General features: G+C 71.2%; 19 protein-coding genes. 10 read left to right on the top strand and 9 right to left on the bottom strand.

Annotation, left to right across the window (positions count from 1 at the left end; genetic code table 11):
- Positions 1–93 precede the first annotated feature (93 nt).
- Genes lspA through ACQEVM_RS26705 form a run of 4 tightly spaced genes read left to right on the top strand, consistent with a single transcriptional unit; the run spans position 94 to position 3,761 of the window.
- Entirely contained in the window at positions 94–654 is a 561-nt protein-coding gene (gene lspA, locus ACQEVM_RS26720; protein ID WP_053682231.1) for a signal peptidase II, read from the top strand.
- A 53-nt stretch (positions 655–707) separates the two neighbouring features.
- On the top strand, positions 708–1,649 hold the full coding sequence (locus ACQEVM_RS26715) for an RluA family pseudouridine synthase (RefSeq protein WP_433083133.1): 942 nt from the start codon (positions 708–710) through the stop codon (positions 1,647–1,649).
- The gene (locus tag ACQEVM_RS26710) at positions 1,646–2,110 is read left to right on the top strand and encodes a GNAT family N-acetyltransferase (protein ID WP_433083131.1); all 465 of its coding nucleotides are present in this window, start codon (positions 1,646–1,648) and stop codon (positions 2,108–2,110) included. Before ACQEVM_RS26715 ends, ACQEVM_RS26710 begins: the two co-directional genes overlap by 4 nt.
- A gap of 58 nt (positions 2,111–2,168) precedes the next feature.
- Entirely contained in the window at positions 2,169–3,761 is a 1,593-nt protein-coding gene (locus ACQEVM_RS26705) for a Na+/H+ antiporter (RefSeq protein WP_433083129.1), read from the top strand.
- A 44-nt stretch (positions 3,762–3,805) separates the two neighbouring features.
- Here the strand turns inward: ACQEVM_RS26705 and ACQEVM_RS26700 are convergent, their stop codons facing one another.
- Positions 3,806–4,855, bottom strand: a complete 1,050-nt coding sequence (locus ACQEVM_RS26700) for a mechanosensitive ion channel family protein (protein WP_433085384.1) — start codon at positions 4,853–4,855, stop codon at positions 3,806–3,808.
- A 56-nt stretch (positions 4,856–4,911) separates the two neighbouring features.
- Between ACQEVM_RS26700 and ACQEVM_RS26695 the strand changes: the two genes are divergently transcribed.
- Positions 4,912–5,481, top strand: a complete 570-nt coding sequence (locus tag ACQEVM_RS26695; RefSeq protein WP_433083127.1) for a dienelactone hydrolase family protein — start codon at positions 4,912–4,914, stop codon at positions 5,479–5,481.
- Positions 5,482–5,556: 75 nt separating this feature from the next.
- Here ACQEVM_RS26695 and ACQEVM_RS26690 read toward each other — a convergent pair whose 3' ends face one another.
- The 5 genes from ACQEVM_RS26690 to ACQEVM_RS26670 form a co-directional block, all read right to left on the bottom strand.
- Positions 5,557–6,555 carry a zinc metalloprotease gene (locus ACQEVM_RS26690; RefSeq protein WP_433083125.1) on the bottom strand — a complete coding sequence of 333 codons (999 nt, stop codon included), beginning with the start codon at positions 6,553–6,555 and terminating at the stop codon, positions 5,557–5,559.
- A gap of 177 nt (positions 6,556–6,732) precedes the next feature.
- On the bottom strand, positions 6,733–8,394 hold the full coding sequence (locus ACQEVM_RS26685; protein WP_433083123.1) for an alkaline phosphatase D family protein: 1,662 nt from the start codon (positions 8,392–8,394) through the stop codon (positions 6,733–6,735).
- Between the two features lie 118 nt (positions 8,395–8,512).
- A complete protein-coding gene (locus tag ACQEVM_RS26680; RefSeq protein ID WP_433083121.1) occupies positions 8,513–9,307 on the bottom strand; it encodes a DsbA family protein in 795 nt (264 codons plus the stop codon).
- A gap of 44 nt (positions 9,308–9,351) precedes the next feature.
- Complete coding sequence (locus ACQEVM_RS26675; protein ID WP_433083119.1) at positions 9,352–10,041, bottom strand: hypothetical protein; 690 nt, start codon at positions 10,039–10,041, stop codon at positions 9,352–9,354.
- A 62-nt stretch (positions 10,042–10,103) separates the two neighbouring features.
- Positions 10,104–11,429: a DUF2252 domain-containing protein gene (locus ACQEVM_RS26670; RefSeq protein WP_433083117.1), complete on the bottom strand. Its 1,326-nt coding sequence runs from the start codon at positions 11,427–11,429 to the stop codon at positions 10,104–10,106.
- Between the two features lie 169 nt (positions 11,430–11,598).
- On the opposite strand from ACQEVM_RS26670, the gene dnaE reads away from it, so the two are divergent.
- On the top strand, positions 11,599–15,141 hold the full coding sequence (dnaE, locus tag ACQEVM_RS26665) for a DNA polymerase III subunit alpha (RefSeq protein ID WP_433083115.1): 3,543 nt from the start codon (positions 11,599–11,601) through the stop codon (positions 15,139–15,141).
- A gap of 138 nt (positions 15,142–15,279) precedes the next feature.
- Here dnaE and ACQEVM_RS26660 read toward each other — a convergent pair whose 3' ends face one another.
- Positions 15,280–15,450: a hypothetical protein gene (locus ACQEVM_RS26660; RefSeq protein ID WP_433083113.1), complete on the bottom strand. Its 171-nt coding sequence runs from the start codon at positions 15,448–15,450 to the stop codon at positions 15,280–15,282.
- Positions 15,451–15,661: 211 nt separating this feature from the next.
- Here ACQEVM_RS26660 and ACQEVM_RS26655 point away from each other — a divergent pair, with 211 nt between their 5' ends.
- From ACQEVM_RS26655 to ACQEVM_RS26640, 4 genes are read left to right on the top strand one after another with little or no spacing between them, the layout of a single operon-like run.
- The gene (locus tag ACQEVM_RS26655) at positions 15,662–16,957 is read left to right on the top strand and encodes an NYN domain-containing protein (RefSeq protein ID WP_433083111.1); all 1,296 of its coding nucleotides are present in this window, start codon (positions 15,662–15,664) and stop codon (positions 16,955–16,957) included.
- Between the two features lie 28 nt (positions 16,958–16,985).
- A complete protein-coding gene (locus ACQEVM_RS26650; RefSeq protein ID WP_433083109.1) occupies positions 16,986–18,026 on the top strand; it encodes an ABC transporter ATP-binding protein in 1,041 nt (346 codons plus the stop codon).
- Positions 18,002–18,793 carry an ABC transporter permease gene (locus ACQEVM_RS26645; RefSeq protein ID WP_386936978.1) on the top strand — a complete coding sequence of 264 codons (792 nt, stop codon included), beginning with the start codon at positions 18,002–18,004 and terminating at the stop codon, positions 18,791–18,793. Before ACQEVM_RS26650 ends, ACQEVM_RS26645 begins: the two co-directional genes overlap by 25 nt.
- Before the next feature lie 34 nt (positions 18,794–18,827).
- On the top strand, positions 18,828–19,484 hold the full coding sequence (locus tag ACQEVM_RS26640; RefSeq protein WP_433083107.1) for a hypothetical protein: 657 nt from the start codon (positions 18,828–18,830) through the stop codon (positions 19,482–19,484).
- Between the two features lie 44 nt (positions 19,485–19,528).
- Here ACQEVM_RS26640 and ybaK read toward each other — a convergent pair whose 3' ends face one another.
- Complete coding sequence (gene ybaK / locus ACQEVM_RS26635; protein WP_433083105.1) at positions 19,529–20,020, bottom strand: Cys-tRNA(Pro) deacylase; 492 nt, start codon at positions 20,018–20,020, stop codon at positions 19,529–19,531.
- On the bottom strand, positions 20,020–20,757 hold the full coding sequence (locus tag ACQEVM_RS26630) for an LON peptidase substrate-binding domain-containing protein (protein ID WP_433083103.1): 738 nt from the start codon (positions 20,755–20,757) through the stop codon (positions 20,020–20,022). The genes ybaK and ACQEVM_RS26630 overlap by 1 nt, the downstream gene beginning before the upstream one ends.
- Positions 20,758–20,765 lie beyond the last annotated feature (8 nt).

The following is a 20,765-nucleotide window of genomic DNA, read 5'->3' as shown; positions in this document are numbered from 1 at the left end:
GCGCCCTGACGTACCCTCGTGTCTCGTCAGGGTCCAGGAACCTGGCAGGGCGGTTTCGCCGGAACCTGGTTCGAGCTAGTTCGAGGGACTCACGTGGCAGAGGCGGAGCGCATCATCGGTACGCCGGAGGTCGGGGACGACACCGAGCCCGAATCGACCGCGCCCAAGGGGCGCAGGCGGATCGTGGCGCTGCTCGTGGTGGCGACGCTGGCGTACCTGATCGACCTCGGCAGCAAGATGCTGGTCGTCGCGAAACTGGAGCACGAGCAGCCCATCGAGATCATCGGTGAGCTGCTGAAGTTCTCGGCGATCCGCAACCCCGGGGCCGCCTTCGGCTTCGGTGAGGCCTTCACGATCATCTTCACCTGCATCGCGGCCACCGTGATCGTGGTGATCGTCCGGCTGGCGCGCAAGCTCTACAGCCTGCCGTGGGCGATTGCGCTGGGCCTGCTGCTGGGCGGTGCGCTGGGCAACCTGACCGACCGGATCTTCCGTTCCCCGGGCGTCTTCCGGGGAGCGGTCGTCGACTTCATCGCGCCCGCCCACTTCGCCGTCTTCAACCTCGCGGACTCGGCGATCGTGTGCGGCGGGATCCTGATCGTCCTGCTCTCGTTCAGGGGCCTCGACCCGGACGGCACGGTCCACAAGGACTGATCGCGGGGCCGCTCGCGGGAAGGCGGGCGCGCCCCGTCCTGCATACTCGACAGGTGAGTACGATTCCCGAGATCCGAACCCTGCCCGTTCCCGATGGCCTGGAGGGCGAGCGCGTCGACGCCGCCATCGCCCGTATGTTCGGGTTTTCCCGGACGAAGGCGGCCGATCTCGCGGCCGCGGGGAAGGTGTCGGTCGACGGCAGTGTCGTCGGGAAGTCCGAGCGCGTACACGGTGGCGCCTGGCTCGAAGTCGAGATGCCCGCGCCGCCGCGGCCCGTCGAGCTGGTGGCCGAACCGGTCCCCGGCATGGAGATCGTCCACGATGACGACGACATCGTCGTCATCATGAAGCCGGTGGGCGTCGCCGCCCACCCGAGCCCCGGCTGGACCGGCACCACCGTCATCGGTGGCCTCGCCGCGGCCGGCTACCGGATCTCGACCTCCGGCGCCTCCGAGCGCCAGGGCATCGTGCACCGGCTCGACGTCGGCACGTCCGGCCTGATGGCCGTCGCGAAGTCCGAGCGGGCGTACACCTCCCTGAAGAACCAGTTCCGCGAGCGCGTGGTCGACAAGCGCTACCACGCGCTGGTGCAGGGCCACCCGGACCCGATGAGCGGCACCATCGACGCGCCCATCGGCCGCCACCCCAACGCCGACTACAAGTGGGCCGTGACCCAGGAGGGCAAGCCCTCGGTCACCCACTACGACCTGATCGAGGCCTTCCGCGCGGCCTCCCTGCTGGACATCAAGCTGGAGACCGGCCGCACGCACCAGATCCGCGTGCACATGTCCGCGCACCGGCACCCCTGCGTCGGTGACCTGACGTACGGCGCCGACCCGACGGTCGCGAAGCGACTGGGGCTGACCCGGCAGTGGCTGCACGCGGTGCGGCTCGGTTTCGAGCACCCGTCGGACGGCCGGTGGGTGGAGTTCGAGAGCGGCTACCCGGCCGACCTCCGGCACGCCCTGGACGTGATCCGGGCGGAGAGCGAGTGACCTCCTACCAGGTGCGCGTGGCCTCCTGCGACGCCGACCTGGCGGCCTGCTTCGCCGTGCGCACCGAGGTGTTCGTGGTCGAACAGTCCGTGCCGGAGTCGATCGAGTACGACGCCTACGACGCGGTGGCGGTGCACGTGCTGGCCGAGGGGCCGGACGGGGAACCGCTGGGCACCGGCCGGCTGCTGCACGGGCCCGAGGCGCTCGGCAAGACCGGCGCCCCGGAGATCGGCTCCCTCGGGCGGCTGGCCGTCGCGAAGTCCGCGCGGGGACTGGGCGTCGGCGCGGCGCTGGTGCGGGCGATCGAGGCGGAGGCCGCGAGGTCGGGGCTGACCGCGGTCGACCTGGGCGCGCAGACCCACGCCCTCGCCTTCTACGAGCGGCTCGGATACGAGGCCTACGGGCCGGAGTTCCAGGACGCGGGCATCCCGCACCGCTCCATGCGGCGCCACCTGCCCTAGGCGGTATCGCCGGCGGGGCTGGCGGGGCTCGGCGGACGGATGGGGCAGGCTGGGGATCGTGGATCAGCTTGCTCTGTTGTTCGTGTTGTTGCTCGGGGCCGTGGTGACCGTACCGCTCGGGGATCGGCTCGGGTTGCCCTCGCCCGTGTTGATGACCATCGGCGGGGTGGTGCTGGCCCTCGTGCCGGCCGTGCCGAACGTCGACATCCCACCCGAGTACATCCTGCCGCTGGTGCTCCCACCGCTGCTGTACGCCTCCGTGCAGCGGACCTCCTGGCGACAGTTCGCCGCCAACGTGCGCCCCATCCTGCTGCTGGCCGTGGCCCTGGTCTTCGTGACCACCGCGGCCGTGGCCGCCGTCGCGCACGCCGTCGTCCCGGGCCTGCCCATCGCCGCGGCCGTCGCGCTCGGCGCGCTCGTCGCGCCGCCCGACCCGGTCGCGGCGACCGCCGTCGCCGGCGCGCTCGGGCTGCCGCGCCGCATGGTGTCCATCCTGGAGGGCGAGGGGCTCTTCAACGACGTCACCGCCATCGTGCTCTACCACGTGGCCATCGCCGCCGCCGTCAGCGGCAGCTTCTCCTGGCCCGACGCGCTCGGGGAGTTCGTGCTCTCCGCCGTGGTCGCGGTGGTCGTGGGGCTCGCGCTCGGCTGGGCCACGAACCGGCTCATGGGCCGGCTGGGCGAGGTCACCCTGCAGATCGGGCTGACGCTGCTGGTGCCGTTCGTGGCGTACGTGGTCGCCGAGGAACTCCAGGGCTCCGGGGTGCTGGCCGTGCTGACCACCGCGCTGTTCCTCGCCGAGTACGCGACCGACGCCGACGACGTGCTCGGACGCCTGGCCGGGCACACGTTCTGGGAGATCGTCGACATGCTGGTCACCGGTGTCGCGTTCGGTCTGATCGGGCTCGAACTGCACCAGGTGTTCGGCGTCGCGGGGGACCGCGTGGGCGAGATGGCCGGCTGGGCGGGGATCGTGGTCGCCGTGGTGGTGGGCGTACGACTGGCATGGCTGTTGCCGGCCGGCTGGCTGGCGAAGAAGCTGCACAACCGGCGCGACTACGACGAGGAGATCCCGGTGAGCTGGCGGGAGAGCGTCGTCATGTGGTGGGCCGGGATGCGCGGCGTGGCCTCGGTGGCGCTCGCCCTGGCCATCCCGCTGAAGGTGGACGGCGGGGACCCCTTCCCGGCGCGGGACCAGATCATCTTCATCGCCTTCGCCGTGATCATGGCGACGCTGGTCTGCCAGGGCCTGACCCTGCCCTGGCTGGTGCGCCGGCTGGGGGTGGAGGCCGACGAGGACGCGGACAAGGAGACCGAGCGCCGGCTGGCGATCCGCGCCGCCAAGGCCGCGAAGCAGCGGCTGAAGGAGATCGAGGCGGCGGAGGACCTCCCGGAGGACCTCGTGGAGACCCTGTACCGGCGGGCCTACGACGTGGGCGCCAGGATCAGCCCCGACATGGTCGACGAGGAACGGCGGGAGGCGTACGCGAAGCGGGTCGAGCGGATCCGGGACGTCCAGCGGATCCAGCGCGAGATGATGTCCGCCGCCCGGCACGAGGTGCTGTCGGCGCGCAGCGAACCGGGTTCGGACCCGGAGGTCGTGGACCGGGTGCTGCGCCACCTCGACGTCCGGAGCCTGCGCAGCCCTTAGTCGTCTCCGGCGGCGCGGGTCAGGCAGGATCCGGAAGGGACGGCTCAGGGCGCGAGCGGGGGCTGCTGGATCGCGTCGGCCGTGTTCACGTGGGGGAGGGCGTAGGGGTGGTGGTCCACCAGCCAGGTGATCAGGCGCTCGCGGACCACGCAGCGCACGGTCCAGATGTCGTCGGCGTCCTTCGCGGTGACCGTGGCCCGGACCTGGATCGTGTTCGGGGTGGAGTCGGTGACGACCAGACCGCTCGCGCGACCGTCCCACTCCGGGGTCTCCTTGAGGATCTCCGACAACCGCTCGCGCAGCAGCGGGATCGGCGCCGAGTGGTCCAGGTGCAGGAAGACCGTGCCGGTCATCTGGGCCCCGCCGCGCGACCAGTTCTCGTACGGCTTGCCGGTGAAGTACGAGACCGGCATCGTGATCCGGCGCTCGTCCCAGGTGCGGACCACGAGGAAGGTGAGGGTGATCTCCTCGACCGTGCCCCACTCCTTGTCCACGACGACGGTGTCCCCGATGCGGACGGTGTCGCCGAAGGCGATCTGGAGGCCGGCGAACAGGTTGCCCAGCGCGGACTGCGCGGCGATGCCCGCCACGATGCCGAGGACGCCCGCGGACGCCAGCATCGAGGCGCCGACCGTGCGCATCGCGGGGAAGGTCAGCAGCATGGAGGCGATGGCCACGACGACGACCACGGCGCTCACGACCCGCTGGATCAGCGTGACCTGGGTGCGGACCCGGCGGACCCGGGCGGCGTCGCCGGCGCCGGCCGCGTAGCGCGTGTACGTCGAGTCGACGACGGCGGTGGCGATCCGGATCAGCAGCCAGGCGGTCGAGGCGATCAGCACCAGGGTGAGGGCCCGGCCCACGCCCTCCCGGTGATCCGTGAGGACCTTGGTCTGGGGGTAGGAGGCGCGCAGCAGGGCCGTGCACAGGACGATCCGGAAGGGCGGACCGCACCGGCGCAGAAGCCCCCACAGGGGGGTCTCCCCGTGGCGGGCGTCGGCCCGGCGGAGCAGCAGGTCAAGCAGCCAGGCGGCGACGAGCGTGAGGGCCACCGCGCCGCCGATGACCACGACGGGACGCAGGACGTTCTCCATATCCATGCCCGTGAACCTAACCGGAGGGGGACCCGGGAAACTGGCACGATGGGGATATGAACATCATGCTCTTCCATTCGACGTACGGGCTGCGGCCCGCAGTGCACGCGGCGGCCGACCGGCTGCGCGCGGCGGGGCACGAGGTCCACGTGCCCGACCTGTTCGAGGGGCGCACGTTCGGGAACGTCGAGGAGGGCATGGCCCACCGGGACGAGATCGGCCGTGACGAACTGCTCAAGCGCGCGATCCTGGCCGCCGCCCCCTACTCGGACCGGGGTCTGGTCTACGCGGGCTTCTCCTTCGGCGCCTCCGTCGCGCAGCACCTGGCCCTGCACGACGAGAAGGCCCGCGGGCTGCTCCTCCTGCACGGTACGTCCGACCTGGAGGACGACGTCTCGGCGGACGACCTGCCGGTGCAGCTGCACGTGGCGGACCCGGACCCCTTCGAGCCGCACGACTGGCTGACCGCCTGGTACCTGGGGATGCGCCGGGCCGGGGCGGACGTGGAGGTCCACGGCTACCCGGGCGCGGGGCACCTGTTCACCGATCCCGATCTCGACGACTACGACGCGGAGGCCGCCGAGCAGACCTGGAAGGTCGCGCTGTCCTTCCTCGACGGGCTGTAGGGGGCGGGTGCGCGCGAGGGGGCCCGGCCGGGTGGACACCCGGCCGGGCCCCTGTCACGCGTCAGGTCACACGGGTCAGGCCCGGTACGCCGTCCACATGCTCTTCATGCGCGACACCTGGCCGCTCGTGAACTGGTACATGCAGGAGTCGTACGTGTAGTCCATGAAGTTGTGGATCGGGTCCGCGCCGCTCGCACCGCAGGTGTCGCGGCCGGTCGGGCACTCGAACGCGGCGCTCGCCTCGGCCGGGGTGTCGGAGACCGAGTCGCCGCTGCCCGAGCAGCCGCCCTGGAAGGTGTGGTAGAGGCCGAGCCAGTGGCCGACCTCGTGGGTGGCGGTGTCGCCCTGGTTGTAGTTGGCGGAGGAGCCGCCGGGGATCGAGCTGTTGAGGATGACCACGCCGTCCATCTTGGGCTGGGAGGCGTAGGAGCTCGGGAAGGTGGCCCAGCCGAGGAGCCCGCCGCCGAGGTTGGCGGTGTAGAGGTTCAGGGCGTTCTTGCCGCCCTTGCGCAGGGCGTTCTTCATGTTCTTCTCGGCGGTGGTGCCGTCCGAGACGTTGTACCAGGTCGCGTTGTCCGTGTAGTCGGTCCCGGCCAGCGAGAACTGGAAGCCGGAGTTGACGTTGCCGCTGCCCTGGCCGGCGTAGGCGGAGTTCAGGACGGCGAGTTGGCTGTTGATCTGCGCGGCGGTCAGCTTTCCGGTCGCACCGGAGTGGATGACGTGCACGTAGACCGGGACGGTCGTGCCGGCGGCGGCCCGGGCACGCATGCCGTCGAGCTGCTGCGGGGTCGACTGCCCCAGTCTTCTCTTGAGGTCGGCGTCCATGGCCTTGACCTGGGCGTCCGTCACCTCGTTGGGGTCGGCGGCCTGGTGGTCGCGCGGGCGGGCGACCCGGGCGTTGGCGGCGGCGCCGCCGGCTTGTTCGAGACAGGTCTGCGCCGGGGTCTTGGCGGCGGGCGCCGCGGCGACGGACGTGGGGGCCGTCAGCGGGGCGAACGCCAGGGTTCCGGCCAACAGGGCCGTACCCGTGATGCGGCGGCGGAGAAGGGGGGATATGCGGGCGAGAGCGCGCACGTGTACTCCTCGCGAAGCGTGGTGGGGGGTGAGGGACTTCCTCACGCCGGCGCGAGCTTACGTGGGCATGTCATACGGATGGCAAGATCTCGACGGTTAAAGATTTGTTGCGCGAGAGACGAAAGGGGCGCCTGGTGTGAACCAAGCGCCCCTCTGAACAGCAAAATTGATGGAATGTCAGGAAACCGGACGGTCGGCCCGCTCGACCTTCTGTGTCCCGTTCAGGGTGCGGTACGAGCGGGCCCACGTGGAGCGCGCGTCCTGCCTGCGCTTGTCCGAGACCACGAAGTAGTCCATCTGCGAGCGCTCGCCCGTCACGTCCAGGACGCCGTACCCGTGGGAGTCCATGTCCAGCCACTTCACGTGCCAGTTGGCGGCCTTGATGGCCGCCTCGGCGACCAGCGAGGCGGTGTCCGCCGGCACGTGCAGAATGTCGTCGATGTTGTCGGAGGTCACCGACGTCACCACGAACTCGGTCGCCGCCGTGCCCGAGCCCGGGTACGTCGCCATGTTCACCGGGACGTCGTTCGCCCACGCCATGTGGATGTCACCGGTCAGGAAGACCGTGTTCCTGATGCCGCGGTCCTTCAGGTGCCCCAGGAGTTCCTTGCGGTCGTCCGTGTAGCCGTCCCACTGGTCCGTGCTGATCGCGAGCCCGCCCTCGGGCAGCCCCAGCAGCTTCGCGAGCGGCTTGAGCAGGTGCGCGGGCAGCGAGCCGAACGCCACCGGCGAGATCATCACCGAGGTGCCGACCAGCTTCCAGGTGGCGTTCGAGTTCGCCAGCCCCGACTTGAGCCAGTCCAACTGCGCCCGCCCGGTGATGGTGCGCTCCGGGTCGTCCACCGCGCCGCTGCCCACCTTGACCTGCTGCGAGCGGAAGGTCCGCAGGTCCAGCAGGTGCAGGTCGACGAGGCTGCCGAAGCGCAGCCGCCGGTAGACGGTGCCGGCTATGGAGGCGCGGACCGGCATCCACTCGAAGTACGCCTGTTTCGCGGCGGCGGCGCGGGCCGCCCAGTCGCCCTCGGTGCCGGGGGTGTGGTTCTCCGCGCCGCCGGACCAGGCGTCGTTGGCGAACTCGTGGTCGTCCCAGATCGCGACGACGGGGTGCGCCGCGTGCAGGGCCTGGAGGTCCGCGTCGGTCTTGTACGTGCCGTGCCGGGTCCGGTAGTCGGCCAACGAGACGATCTCGTGCCGCGGCTGGTGCGGGCGCACGACGTACTTCGCCTCGGGATAGGCCCCGGAGGCGTACTCGTACACGTAGTCGCCCAGGTGCAGGACCGCGTCCAGGTCGGTGCGGGCCGCCAGGTGCCGGTACGCGGAGAAGTAGCCGGACTCCCAGTTCGCGCAGGAGACCACGCCGAAGCGGATCCCCGGCGTGGCCGCGTCGACGGGCGGGGCGGTCAGGGTGCGCCCGATCGCGGAGACGGTCGCCCCCGCGGTGAAGCGGTACCAGTACGGGGTGTGCGGGCGCAGGCCGCGCACGTCCACCTTGACCGTGTGGTCGGCGGCGGCGGTCGCCGTGACGGAGCCGCTCGCCACGACCCGGGCGAAGTTGCGGTCCTCGGCCACCTCCCAACCCACCGCGGTGGCCGGGCCGAGGCCGGAGCCGGGCACGGCCTCGGGGGAGGGGGTGACGCGGGTCCACAGGAGGACCCCGTCGGGCAGCGGGTCGCCGGAGGCGATGCCGTGCAGGAAGGCGGGGGCGGTCTCGGCCGCGTGGGCGGGCGACAGGCCCAGCGTGGCGATCGGCGCGAGCGCGGCCGCGGCCGCGGCGCCCAGGACCACCGTACGGCGGCGCGGGTTCGTCGCGGCGGGGGAAGAGGAGAGTTGACTGGTCACGGACCATCATATTACTGATCGGTATACCTCCGGTACAGACATGGAAAGGCAACGGGCGGACGAACTCCAGGAGTTCGTCCGCCCGTTGCCGTCCGCCCGTTGCCGGGACCGGGGAGGTTCAGCCTGCGAGGGCCTTCTCGATCGCCGCGGTGTACGCCTCCGCCGTCGAGGGGGTCTCGATCTTCTTGCCGTCCATCATCAGGGTCGGCGTGCCCTTCACCTCGGACTTGTTGAAGACCTTCGACATCTCCAGCGCCCACCGGTCGTAGGTGCCGTCCTCGACGGCCTTCTTGAACTCGGCGTTGCCCTTGAGCGCCGGGACCGTGTCCGCGACCTTGATCAGGTAGTCGTCCTTGGCGAAGCTGTCGACGGTCTCCTCGGGGTGCAGCTCCTTGGAGTAGAGCGCCCCCTTGTACGCGAGGAAGGCGTCCGGGCCGACGTTCAGCGCCGCGCCCAGCGCGCTCAGCGCGTTCTTCGAACCCTCGCCCTGGGCGGCGTTGTCGATGAAGGTCGCGCCGAAGTAGCGGAGCTTGAACTTGCCCGCGTCCACGTCCTTCTTGATCTGCTCGCCGCTGGTCTGCTCGAAGGCGGCGCACGCCGGGCAGCGCGAGTCCTCGTACAGGTCCAGGGTCTTCTTCGCCTCGGGCTTGCCGATGACGACCGTGGTGCCGTTGTCGCCCGAGGTGTTCTTGGGCTTGACCAGCTCCGCCGAGGCGGCCTTCTCCCAGTGGTCGGGCTGGTTGGCCTGTACGACCGCGTAGCCGACTCCGCCGGCCAGGGCCAGGGTGGCCACCACCGCGCCGGCGACGACCAACTGGCGGCGCGCCTTGTCCTTCTTGGCCTGCTTCTCGCGCTCGACGCGCAGGCGGTCGCGGGCCGCCGCCTTGTTCGCCTGGCTGTTGCGTGAACTCATCGTGATCTCCGTGGGGTGTGGAAGGGGGGATTGCCGTACGCGTGTCAGACGCTCGCGAGCGTCCCGCGCACGGGCGGTCCCCGCCGCCCCACGGAATGTGCCGGGAACCGGGTACGGGCACCCGAGCCCGGCCGGGGCGGGCATGCCCGCCGGCGCGCCGGACCGGCGACCGCCGCGACCGAGGCCACCACCAGCAGCAGCGGCCGGAAGGCGAAGGCGGCCACGGCCCGCAGCAGCCGGCCCAGCGCCCGCTCGCCGTACCGCAGCCACGCGGCGGCCAGCATCCCGACCGCGACGTGCCCGCCCAGCAGCAGCCAGGGCGTCCAGGGCCCCGCCGCGGCGGACAGCGCGCCCGCATCGGTCACGGAACCGGGTACGCCGGCCAGCTGTCCGCCGACCGGGGTGCCCCCGCACAGTTCCTCCAGGCCCAGCGCCCGCAGCGGACCGGCGACCGGGCCGCCCGCGGGGCCGTAGCAGAGGTGCTGCCCGGCGGTGAAGACGGTGTCGGCCGCCAGTTCCAGCGGCACGAGCAGCCCGGCGATCGGGCCGAAGCCGCGCTCCCGGCCGGCCAGCGCGAACGCCAGGGCGAACACCCCGGCGAAGGAACCGGCCACCAGCGCGGGCGGCAACGGCACCCGGGACATGAGGACGTGCGAGCCCGCGGAGAGCAGCACGACGAACGCGCTGAACAGCGCGGCTCGCAGCCCCCGGAGTCCTGCCCCTGATATGTCCATCGCCGCGAGTCTGTCACGACTCCCTGTGAATCGGAGGCCCCGGGTTCCCGACGGCCTGCCCGTTACGACGTGATCCGGCCGTTGCGGAACAGGTCGACGAAGATCTGGTGGTCGGCGCGCGCCCGGGCCCCGTAGGCGTGGGCGAAGTCGACCAGCAGCTCCGGGAAGCCCACCTCGTCCGCGGCGATGGCCGCGTCGATGGCCCGCTCCGTGGAGAAGGGCACCAGCGACTGGCCGCTCTCCGCCGCGTCCGCCGCCCCGTGCATCGTCGCCGTGGCCCGACCCAGGTCGGCGACCACGGCCGCGATCTCCTCGGGGTCGTCCAGGTCCGACCAGTCCAGGTCCACCGCGTACGGGGAGACCTCCGCCACCAGCTGCCCGGATCCGTCCAGCTCGGTCCACCCCAGCCACGGGTCGGCGTGCGCTTGGAGGGCCCGCTGCGAGATCACCGTGCGGTGTCCCTCGTGCCGGAAGTAGTCCCGCACCGACCGCTCGGTGATGTGCCGGGACACCGCCGGGGTCTGCGCCTGCTTGAGGTAGATCACGACGTCGTTCTCCAGGGCGTCGCTGTGCCCCTCCAGCAGGATGTTGTACGAGGGCAGGCCGGCCGAGCCGATCCCGACGCCCCGCCGTCCCACCACGTCCTTGACCCGGTAGGAGTCCGGTCGCACCAGGGACTCCTCCGGCAGGGTCTCCAGGTACCCGTCGAAGGCGGCCAGCACCTTGTAGCGGGTGGCGGCGTCCAGCTCGATGGTGCCGGGGCCCGCCGTGAAGCGGCGCTCGTAGTCCCGGATCTCCGTCATCGAGTCCAGGAGCGAGAAGCGGGTCCGCGAGCGGGCGGCGCGCAGGGCGGCCAGCAGCGGACCGTCGGCGGTGTCCAGGGTGAAGGAGGGGACCTCCTCGTGCTTGGCGCCGGTGGCCAGGGCGTGGATCCGCTCCCGGTAGGCGGCCGCGTAGATCCGCACGAGCCCGCTGATCTGCTCGTCGCTGAGCGCCTTGGTGTAGCCGATCAGGGCGACGGAGGCGGCGAAGCGCTTCAGGTCCCAGGTGAAGGGGCCGACGTAGGCCTCGTCGAAGTCGTTGACGTTGAAGACGAGGCGACCGTTGGAATCCATGTACGTGCCGAAGTTCTCGGCGTGCAGATCACCGTGGATCCACACCCGGCCGGTCCGCTCGTCCAGGTACGGGCCGCCGTGCCGTTCGCGCTCCAGGTCGGCGTAGAAGAGGCAGGCCGTCCCGCGGTAGAAGGCGAACGCGGAGGCCGCCATCTTTCGGAACTTCACCTGGAAGGCAGCGGGGTCGGCGGCGAGCAGCTCACCGAAAGCGGTGTCGAACACATCGAGTATCTGCTCGGCGCGCTGCTCGTTCGTCGTCTCGGGAACCGCCATGGCGGGTGCCTCCTGGTGGCGCTGGATCGATCGCGTGCGGATGGTGTGGAATCGGACACCGTCCCTGGGTCTGCAACGGATGACCGTACCCGTCGGTGCCCGTTTTCTGTCACTCGGGAGACGTAGACTTCGAGGCTGCCCCCCTCACTCCCGCCCGGAGGACTCCACCGTGACCAAGGCGCCGTTCACGCACCTGCACGTCCACACCCAGTATTCGCTGCTGGACGGTGCCGCGCGGCTGAAGGACATGTTCAACGCGTGCAACGAGATGGGCATGACGCACATCGCCATGTCCGATCACGGCAACCTGCACGGCGCCTACGACTTCTTCCACACGGCGAAGAAGGCCGGGGTCACCCCGATCATCGGGATCGAGGCGTACGTCGCGCCGGAGTCCCGCCGCAACAAGCGCAGGATCCAGTGGGGGCAGCCGCACCAGAAGCGCGACGACGTGTCCGGTTCGGGCGGATACACGCACAAGACGATCTGGGCGGCGAACGCGACCGGTCTGAACAACCTCTTCCGGCTGTCCTCCGACGCGTACGCCGAGGGCTGGCTCACGAAGTGGCCCCGGATGGACAAGGAGACCATCTCCAAGTGGTCCGAGGGGCTGATCGCCTCCACGGGCTGTCCCTCCGGCGAGCTGCAGACCCGACTGCGCCTCGGCCAGTTCGACGAGGCCCTCAAGGCCGCCTCCGAGTACCAGGACATCTTCGGCAAGGACCGGTACTTCCTGGAGCTGATGGACCACGGCATCGAGATCGAGCGCCGGGTCCGCGACGGACTGCTGGAGGTCGGCAGGAAGCTCGGCATCCCGCCGCTGGTCACGAACGACTCCCACTACACCTACGCCAGCGAGTCCGTCGCGCACGACGCCCTGCTGTGCATCCAGACCGGCAAGAACCTCTCCGACCCGGACCGCTTCCGCTTCGACGGCACCGGCTACTACCTGAAGTCCACGGAGGAGATGTACGCCATCGACTCCTCGGACGCCTGGCAGGAAGGCTGCGCCAACACCCGGCTGGTCGCGGAGCAGGTCGACACCGAGGGCATGTTCCAGTTCCGGAACCTGATGCCGAAGTTCGACATCCCGGACGGCTACACCGAGGTCACCTGGTTCCGCGAGGAGACCATGCGCGGCATGGACCGCCGCTACCCGGGAGGCATTCCGGACGACCGGATGAAGCAGGCCGAGTACGAGATGGACACGATCATCTCGATGGGCTTCCCCGGCTACTTCCTCGTGGTCGCCGACTTCATCATGTGGGCCAAGAACCAGGGCATCGCGGTCGGCCCGGGACGAGGCTCCGCGGCCGGTTCGATCGTCGCCTACGCCATGGGCATCACCGACCTCGACCCGATCACCCACGGCCTGATCTTCGAGCGCTTCCTGAACCCCGAGCGCGTCTCCATGCCCGATGTCGACATCGACTTCGACGAGCGCAGGCGCGTCGAGGTGATCAGGTACGTCACCGAGAAGTACGGCGCCGACAAGGTCGCCATGATCGGCACCTACGGCACCATCAAGGCCAAGAACGCGATCAAGGACTCCGCCCGCGTCCTCGGCTACCCGTACGCCATGGGCGACCGGCTCACCAAGGCCATGCCCGCCGACGTCCTCGGCAAGGGCATCCCGCTGTCCGGCATCCTCGACCCGACGCACCCGCGCTACGGCGAGGCCGGCGAGATCCGCGGGATGTACGAGAACGAGCCCGACGTGAAGAAGGTCATCGACACCGCCCGCGGTGTGGAGGGCCTGGTCCGGCAGATGGGCGTGCACGCCGCCGGCGTGATCATGTCCAGCGAGACGATCACCGACCACGTGCCCGTCTGGGTACGGCACACCGACGGCGTCACCATCACCCAGTGGGACTACCCGAGCTGCGAGTCGCTCGGCCTGCTGAAGATGGACTTCCTCGGCCTGCGCAACCTCACGATCATGGACGACGCCGTCAAGATGGTGAAGGCCAACAAGGGGATCGACATCGATCTCCTCGGCCTCCCGCTCGACGACCCCAAGACCTTCGAACTGCTCGGCCGCGGCGACACCCTCGGCGTCTTCCAGTTCGACGGCGGCCCCATGCGCTCCCTGCTGCGCCTGATGAAGCCCGACAACTTCGAGGACATCTCCGCCGTCTCGGCCCTGTACCGGCCGGGCCCGATGGGCATGAACTCGCACACGAACTACGCCCTGCGCAAGAACAAGCAGCAGGAGATCACCCCGATCCACCCGGACCTGGAGAAGCCCCTCGAAGAGGTGCTCGCGGTCACCTACGGGCTGATCGTGTACCAGGAGCAGGTGCAGAAGGCCGCGCAGATCATCGCCGGCTACTCGCTCGGCGAGGCCGACATCCTGCGTCGCGTGATGGGCAAGAAGAAGCCCGAGGAGCTGGCGAAGAACTTCACCATCTTCCAGGGGGGCGCCCGCAAGAACGGGTACAACGACAAGGCGATCCAGGCCCTGTGGGACGTCCTGGTCCCCTTCGCCGGCTACGCCTTCAACAAGGCGCACTCGGCCGCGTACGGGCTGGTCTCCTACTGGACCGCCTACCTCAAGGCGAACTTCCCCGCCGAGTACATGGCGGGCCTGCTCACCTCGGTCAAGGACGACAAGGACAAGTCCGCGATCTACCTGAACGAGTGCCGGCGCATGGGCATCAAGGTGCTCCCGCCGAACGTGAACGAGTCCGAGCCGAACTTCGCCGCCCAGGGCGACGACGTGATCCTCTTCGGCCTCACCGCCGTCCGCAACGTCGGCAACAACGTCGTCGACTCGATCATCAAGACGAGGAAGGCCAAGGGTAAGTACTCGACCTTCCCCGACTTCCTGGACAAGGTCGAGGCCGTCGTCTGCAACAAGCGGACGGTCGAGTCGCTGATCAAGGCCGGCGCCTTCGACGAGATGGGTCACACGCGCAAGGGCCTGGTCGCCCACCACGAACCGATGATCGACAACGTGGTCGCGGTGAAGCGCAAGGAGGCCGAGGGTCAGTTCGACCTCTTCGGCGGAATGGGCGACGAGGGCGCGAGCGACGAGCCGGGCTTCGGCCTCGACGTCGAGTTCTCCGACGTGGAGTGGGAGAAGTCGTACCTGCTCGCCCAGGAACGCGAGATGCTCGGCCTCTACGTCTCCGACCACCCGCTCTTCGGTCTGGAACACGTCCTCTCCGACAAGACGGACGCGGGCATCTCCCAGCTCACCGGCGGCGAGCACTCCGACGGCGCGGTCGTCACCATCGGCGGCATCATCTCGGGCCTCCAGCGCAAGATGACCAAGCAGGGCAACGCCTGGGCCATCGCCACCGTCGAGGACCTGGCCGGCTCCATCGAGTGCATGTTCTTCCCGGCCACCTACCAGCTCGTCTCCACCCAGCTGGTCGAGGACACGGTCGTCTTCGTCAAGGGCCGCCTCGACAAGCGCGAGGACATCCCGCGGCTCGTGGCGATGGAGATGATGGTCCCCGACCTCTCCTCGGCCGGCACCAACGCGCCCGTCGTCCTCACCATCCCGACGGTCAAGGTGACCCCGCCGATGGTGACCCGTCTGGGCGAGATCCTGCGCCACCACCACGGCAACACCGAGGTGCGGATCAAGCTCCAGGGGCCGCGGACCACGACCGTGCTCCGCCTCGACAAGCACCGCGTCAAGCCCGACCCGGCGCTGTTCGGCGACCTCAAGGTGCTGCTCGGCCCGTCCTGCCTGGCCGGCTAGGCGGGCGGGGGCGGGCACCGCGCCGCGCACGAGAACGAGGAAGGGCGCGCCCGGGCTACCGGGCGCGCCCTTCCTGCCGTCCGGCCGACGAGCCGCAGGTGGTGTCGGTCGTCGGTCGGGTCGGTGGTGTCGGTGGTGTCAGTTGTGGCCGAACTTCTTTTCCTTGCGCTTGCCCGCCATGTGCATCGGACTCGGCGCCGACGACGGCGAGGGCTCGGGCGTGGATTCCATCGAGCTCTTGCCCGGATCCTGCGCCGACGAGCGTTCCTGGGGCTTGGCGGGCTGCTGGCGGTTCTTGTTCTTGGCCATGGGAAGCCTCCGTGGGGGGTGTAGGGGCCAGGGCCGCCTTCACACTCACACAGCACTATAAACCGCGCATTTTGGATCATTACTGCGCGTAGTCGGCGCCCCGTCTTCCGGTCGCCGGGAGATACGCCACGCCGATGATCGAGTTCCGGCCGTCAACGTCCTTGCGGTCGGGCAGACTCGGGGAATATCCAGAGGACCCCCACGGAAGAGGGTGGAACGCGTGGACCGCTGCGTCGTCCTGGTGGACGCCGGCTATCTGCTGGGCGCCGCCGCCAGCCTTCTCGCAGGGGAGCCCTCCCGCTCCCGCATCACCGTCGACCACGCCGCCCTCATCCAGGGCCTGCGCGAACGCGCGGAGGCGGACACCGAACAACCCCTGCTGCGGATCTACTGGTTCGACGGCGCGCCGGACCGGGTGCCCCAGCCCGAACACCGCAGGCTGCGCGTGATGCCCCGGGTCACCGTCCGGCTCGGCGCGCTGACCCGCAGCGACGGCCGCTGGGCCCAGAAGGGCGTGGACGCGGCCATGCACGCCGAGCTCACCGAGCTGGCCCGCAACCGCGCCTGTTCCGACGTGGTCCTGGTGACGGGCGACGGCGATCTGCTGCCCGGCCTGATGTCCGCCAAGGAACACGGGGTGGCCGTCCACCTGTGGGCCGTCCAGGCCGCCGACGGGGACTACAACCAGTCCGAGGACCTCGTCGCCGAGGCCGACGAACGCCGGGTCCTGGACCGGGCCTGGATCACCCGGGCCGTCCGCGCCAAGGACCTCGCCGGCCTGTGCTCCCCGGCCCCCGCGCCACGCCCGGAGATCGCCGCGATCCTTTCCGCACCGCTCCCCGAGGCGGCCCTGGCCGAGGCCGCCCGCAACGGCGCCTCCACCACCCCGGCGGACGCCGCCGAGCGCGGCGCGCCCGTACCGCCGCCCGTCGCCGAGGGAGCCCGGCCCGTCCCCACGCCCAAGGACCTGGCCGCCCTGCGCGCCCCCGGGGCCGCCGCCCCCGCCACCCACAACGGCCAGACGGCCGCCCCCGCCGGCAGCGCCCTGCGCTGGTCCTCCGACAAGGGCTGGGTCGACCGGGCGGGACCGCTCGGGGAACCCGCCGAGACCGCCTCGCTGCCCACCCTCGCCCAACTCACCTCCGCCGAGCAGCGCTGGGCCGACCGCGAGGAGGACATCACCACCGTCGGCGGCGACCCCTTCGAGGTCGGCCAGGTCTTCGCCCGACGCTGGATGGAACGGCTCCCCGAGACCGTCCACCTCCAGAAACTGGCCACCATGTACCCCCGGATCCCGCACCGCATCGACGGTGAGCTGCTGCGTTACGCCGCGCGCTTCGGACTCCTCGCGCACAAGGACGACCAGATCGACGAGCACGACCGCTACGCCATCCGGGCCGGCTTCTGGCGGGAGATCGACGTCCGGGCGGCCGCCGACCACGTGGCCGGCCCGCCCCCCGCGGTGCCCGCGCCGCCGGGGTCGCCGACGCCCCCGGCGGCCGAGTGAGGGCGGAAGCCGCGTAGGCTGCTCCCTCGTGAGTACGGGCACAGCATCAGCGAGGCAGGGCACGGCAGCAGCCGCGGAAGCGGCCTCCGACGTGGTTTGCGCGGTGCGTGACCTGGTCAAGACGTATCCCGCCGTACGCGGCCGGCGCGGCGCTCCCGCCCTGCCCGAGACCCGCGCCACCGACGGGATCTCCCTGGACGTGGGGCGCGGCGAGATCTTCGGCCTCCTCGGGCCGAACGGCGCCGGCAAGTCCACGCTCGTCCGCCAACTGACCGGCCTCATGAGGCCGGACGGGGGCTCCGTCACGCTGCTCGGCCACGACCTCGTACGCCACCCCGAGCGCGCCGCCCGTCTGCTCGCCTACCTCGGGCAGGAATCCACCGCCCTGGACGAGCTCACGGTGTCCCTGGCCACCGAGACCACGGGACGGCTGCGCGGGCTCGACGCGCGGTCCGCCCGGTCCGCGCGCGACGAGGTCCTGGAGGAACTCGGTCTGACCGGGATCGCCGGCCGGCCGCTGAAGAAGCTCTCCGGCGGCCAACGCCGGCTGGCCTGCTTCGCCGCCGCCCTCGTCGGCGAACGGGCGGTCCTGGTCCTCGACGAACCCACCACCGGCATGGACCCGGTCGCCCGACGGGCCGTCTGGGCCGCCGTGGACCGGCGCCGCGCCCAGCGCGGCGCCACCGTCCTGCTCGTCACCCACAACGTCATAGAGGCCGAGACCGTGCTGGACCGGGTCGCCGTCATCGACCAGGGCAAGGTCATCGCCTGCGATACCCCGGCCGGACTCAAGGCCAAGGTCTCCGGCGAGGTCAGGCTGGAACTGGTGTGGCGGACCACCGCCCCACTGGAGGTGCCGGAGGTCGCGGCGCTGGCCCCGCGCGCCGTCGAGTCGGGACGCCGGTGGGTGCTGAGGCTGGGCCCCGACGAGGCGCGCGCCGCGGTCGCCGCCGTGACCGGCAGCCCCGCCTTCGCGGCGCTCGACGACTTCACTCTGGCCACGCCGAGCCTGGAGGACGTCTACCTGGCCCTGGGCGGGCGCGTATCGAAGGGGCTGGTCAAGTCGTGAGTGCCGCCGCTGTCGGAGTGCTGGCTCCCCGAGCCCGCTTCTTCCCGGCGCTGGCCGCCGTGTACCGGGCGCAGTTGTCCCGGGCGCGCGTGGCGCGGATTCCGCTGCTGTTCGTGGCCACCTTCCAGTCCGTCGGGATCATGATCCTGATGCGGGGCGTGGTCGACGGGGGCTCCGAGGCCCGTGCCGTCGTCGCCGGCTCGTCCGTCCTGGTCGTCGCCTTCGTCGCACTGAACCTGCTCGCGCAGTACTTCGGGCAGCTTCGGGCCAGTGGCGGCCTCGACCACTACGCGACGCTGCCGGTGCCGCCCGCGTCCGTCGTGCTCGGCGCGGCCGCCGCCTACGCCTCCTTCACCCTGCCCGGAACCCTCGTCACCGCCCTCTTCGGCTGCCTGCTGTTCGGGCTGCCCATGGGCGGGCTGTGGATCCTGGCCGCCGTGGTGCCGCTCGCCGGCGCCGCGCTGGCCGGACTCGGCGCCGCGCTGGGCCTGCTGGCCCCCCGGCAGGAACTGGCCACGCTGGCCGGACAGCTCGGCATGTCGGCCGCGCTGCTGCTGGGCGTCCTGCCGCCCGAGCGGATGCCCGAGGTCGTCGTGTGGGCGCGGGACCTGCTGCCGTCCACGTACGGCGTCGAGGCCTTCGCCCGCACCTTCGAGCCGCACCCCGACTGGGCGGCGGTCCTTCTCGACCTCGGGGTGTGCGCGGTGGTCGGCGCGCTGTCCCTCGCCGTCGCCACCTGGGCGTACCGCCGCGCGGCGGTCCGCTGAGGCCGGTGCCCGCCGCACCTGGCACGATGTGGGGGTGACCGAAGCCGTGACCCCACCGCCGTCCCCGTTCGACCCGCCGGCGCCCCCGCCCGAGAAGCCGCGCGACGCCGCCGGGGGAATCACCCCCGCCGATGTCCGAGACGGGGCCGGCGTCGCCCTCGTGGTGGCGGTGGCGGGCCTCCTGCTCGGGCTGTTGTGGGTCTGGCTCGCGCCCAGGGTCCAGTACGTCTCCAACGGCGAGGCCGTCTTCCTGCGGGACACCGAGAGCGAGGCGCGGATCGGGTCCGACGCCACCTTCCTGCTGCTCTCCGCCGGATTCGGGCTGCTGAGCGGGGTGGGAACCTTCCTGTGGCGGCGCCGGGGCGGCGTACCGCTCGTCGTCGGGCTCGCGGTGGGGTCCTGCTTCGCCGCGCTGGTGGGGTGGCGTCTGGGCCTGTGGCTCGGCCCCACGTCCGACCTGGCGGCTGCCGCGCTGAAGGCGGGCAAGGGCGTGCCCTTCGACGCGCCGCTCCAGTTGCTGGCCCACGGCGTGCTGCTGGGGTGGCCGATGGTCGCGGTGGCCGCCCACCTCGGGCTGACGGCCGCGTTCACGCCGAAGGACCCCGAGCCCGACATCGAGTGGTACGGCGCGACCTACCCGCCCGCGCACGCCCACGCCAAGGACCCGTCGCCCGAGCCGCCCCGCCCCTGACACCGGACGCCCGACCCCGCGGGGTCGGGCGTGGGTCGATCGGACTACGGGCGGGAGATGGGGGCCACCACGGCCTCCAGCAGCTCCGTCAGCGTCGCCGGCGGGAGTTCGACCTCCAGGCCGCGACGGCCCGCCGAGACACAGATCGTGGGATGGGCGGTCGCCGAGGCGTCCAGCACCGTACGCAGCCGCTTGCGCTGACCCAGCGGCGAGATGCCGCCCAGGACGTAGCCCGTGGTGCGTTCCGCCAGGGCCGGATCGGCCATCGACGCCCGCTTGGCGCCCAGGGCCACCGCCAGGGCCTTCAGGTCCAGCGATCCCGACACCGGGACCACCGCCACCGTGAGCACCCCGTCCACGTCCGTGACGAGCGTCTTGAATACCTGCGTGGGGGAGACCCCCATCGCCTCCGCGGCCTCCTGGCCGTACGAGGGGTGCGCGGGATCGTGCTCGTACGAGTGCACCGTGAACTCCGCCGCCGCCGCGGTGAGGGCCGCCATGGCCGGGGTCGCCGCCCCGGACTTCTTCCTCGCCATCAGTTCGGGCTCGTCGGCGCGCGCGTCAGGTCCACCGCGGGCAGCGACGGCAGATGGCGGATCACGGCCGTCTCGGCGCGCAGCAGCTTCAGTTCCTCGGCGAGCCGGGTTGCGGTGTCCGGTGCCTGGAGCAGTTGCTGCTTCGCCGGGATGTCGAGCACCGCCGCCGCGGCGACCAGGTACGAGACCACCGACGGCTCGTCCGGCAGTTCCGCGCCCGTCAGCGACCGCTCACGGGCCCCCGCCAGCCGCTTCTGGTAGTTCCGGAACGCCCGCAGCACGCCCTCGGCCAGCGCGCCGGCGCCCTCGCCCGCGTCCTCGGGGAGTTCCTCCAGCTCCGCGACCAGGAACGGCCCCGACGCGTCGACCGACAGCAACCGGACCCGGGAGGTCCCGGTGGCCAGCACCTCGAAACTGCCGTCCTCGCGCTCCCGGATCGTCGCGGCGTCCGCGACGCAACCCACCCGGTGGAACGCCTGGATCGGGTCCGCGCCGAAACCGGCCGTCGGGCCCCGCTCGGGCAGCGCCGTCGGATCGGGCAGGCCGGGCGCGGTCGGCGCGACCTCCCGGCCGTCGCGGATCGCGACGACCGCGAAGCGTCGCGGCTCGTCCTCGCTCGTCTTCAGCAGCTCGCGCATCATGGCGCGATAGCGCTCCTCGAAGATGTTCAGCGGCAACACGAGGCCCGGGAACAGCACCGAGTTCAGCGGGAAGAGTGGCAGGCGAACGGTGGTCACGAGGCACA

This window comes from Streptomyces sp. CA-243310 (assembly GCF_050936775.1).
In the GTDB taxonomy this organism is placed as follows: Bacteria; Actinomycetota; Actinomycetes; order Streptomycetales; family Streptomycetaceae; genus Streptomyces.
This window is presented reverse-complemented; position numbering and strand designations above follow the sequence as displayed.

Coding starts and splice junctions, on each gene's coding strand:
- ACQEVM_RS26680 (WP_433083121.1), bottom strand. CDS start 9,307: ATGAGTTCACGCAACAGCCAGGCGAACAAGGCGGCGGCCCGCGACCGC.
- ACQEVM_RS26675 (WP_433083119.1), bottom strand. CDS start 10,041: ATGGACATATCAGGGGCAGGACTCCGGGGGCTGCGAGCCGCGCTGTTC.
- ACQEVM_RS26670 (WP_433083117.1), bottom strand. CDS start 11,429: ATGGCGGTTCCCGAGACGACGAACGAGCAGCGCGCCGAGCAGATACTC.
- ybaK (WP_433083105.1), bottom strand. CDS start 20,020: ATGGCGAGGAAGAAGTCCGGGGCGGCGACCCCGGCCATGGCGGCCCTC.
- ACQEVM_RS26660 (WP_433083113.1), bottom strand. CDS start 15,450: ATGGCCAAGAACAAGAACCGCCAGCAGCCCGCCAAGCCCCAGGAACGC.
- ACQEVM_RS26695 (WP_433083127.1), top strand. CDS start 4,912: ATGAACATCATGCTCTTCCATTCGACGTACGGGCTGCGGCCCGCAGTG.
- ACQEVM_RS26700 (WP_433085384.1), bottom strand. CDS start 4,855: ATGGAGAACGTCCTGCGTCCCGTCGTGGTCATCGGCGGCGCGGTGGCC.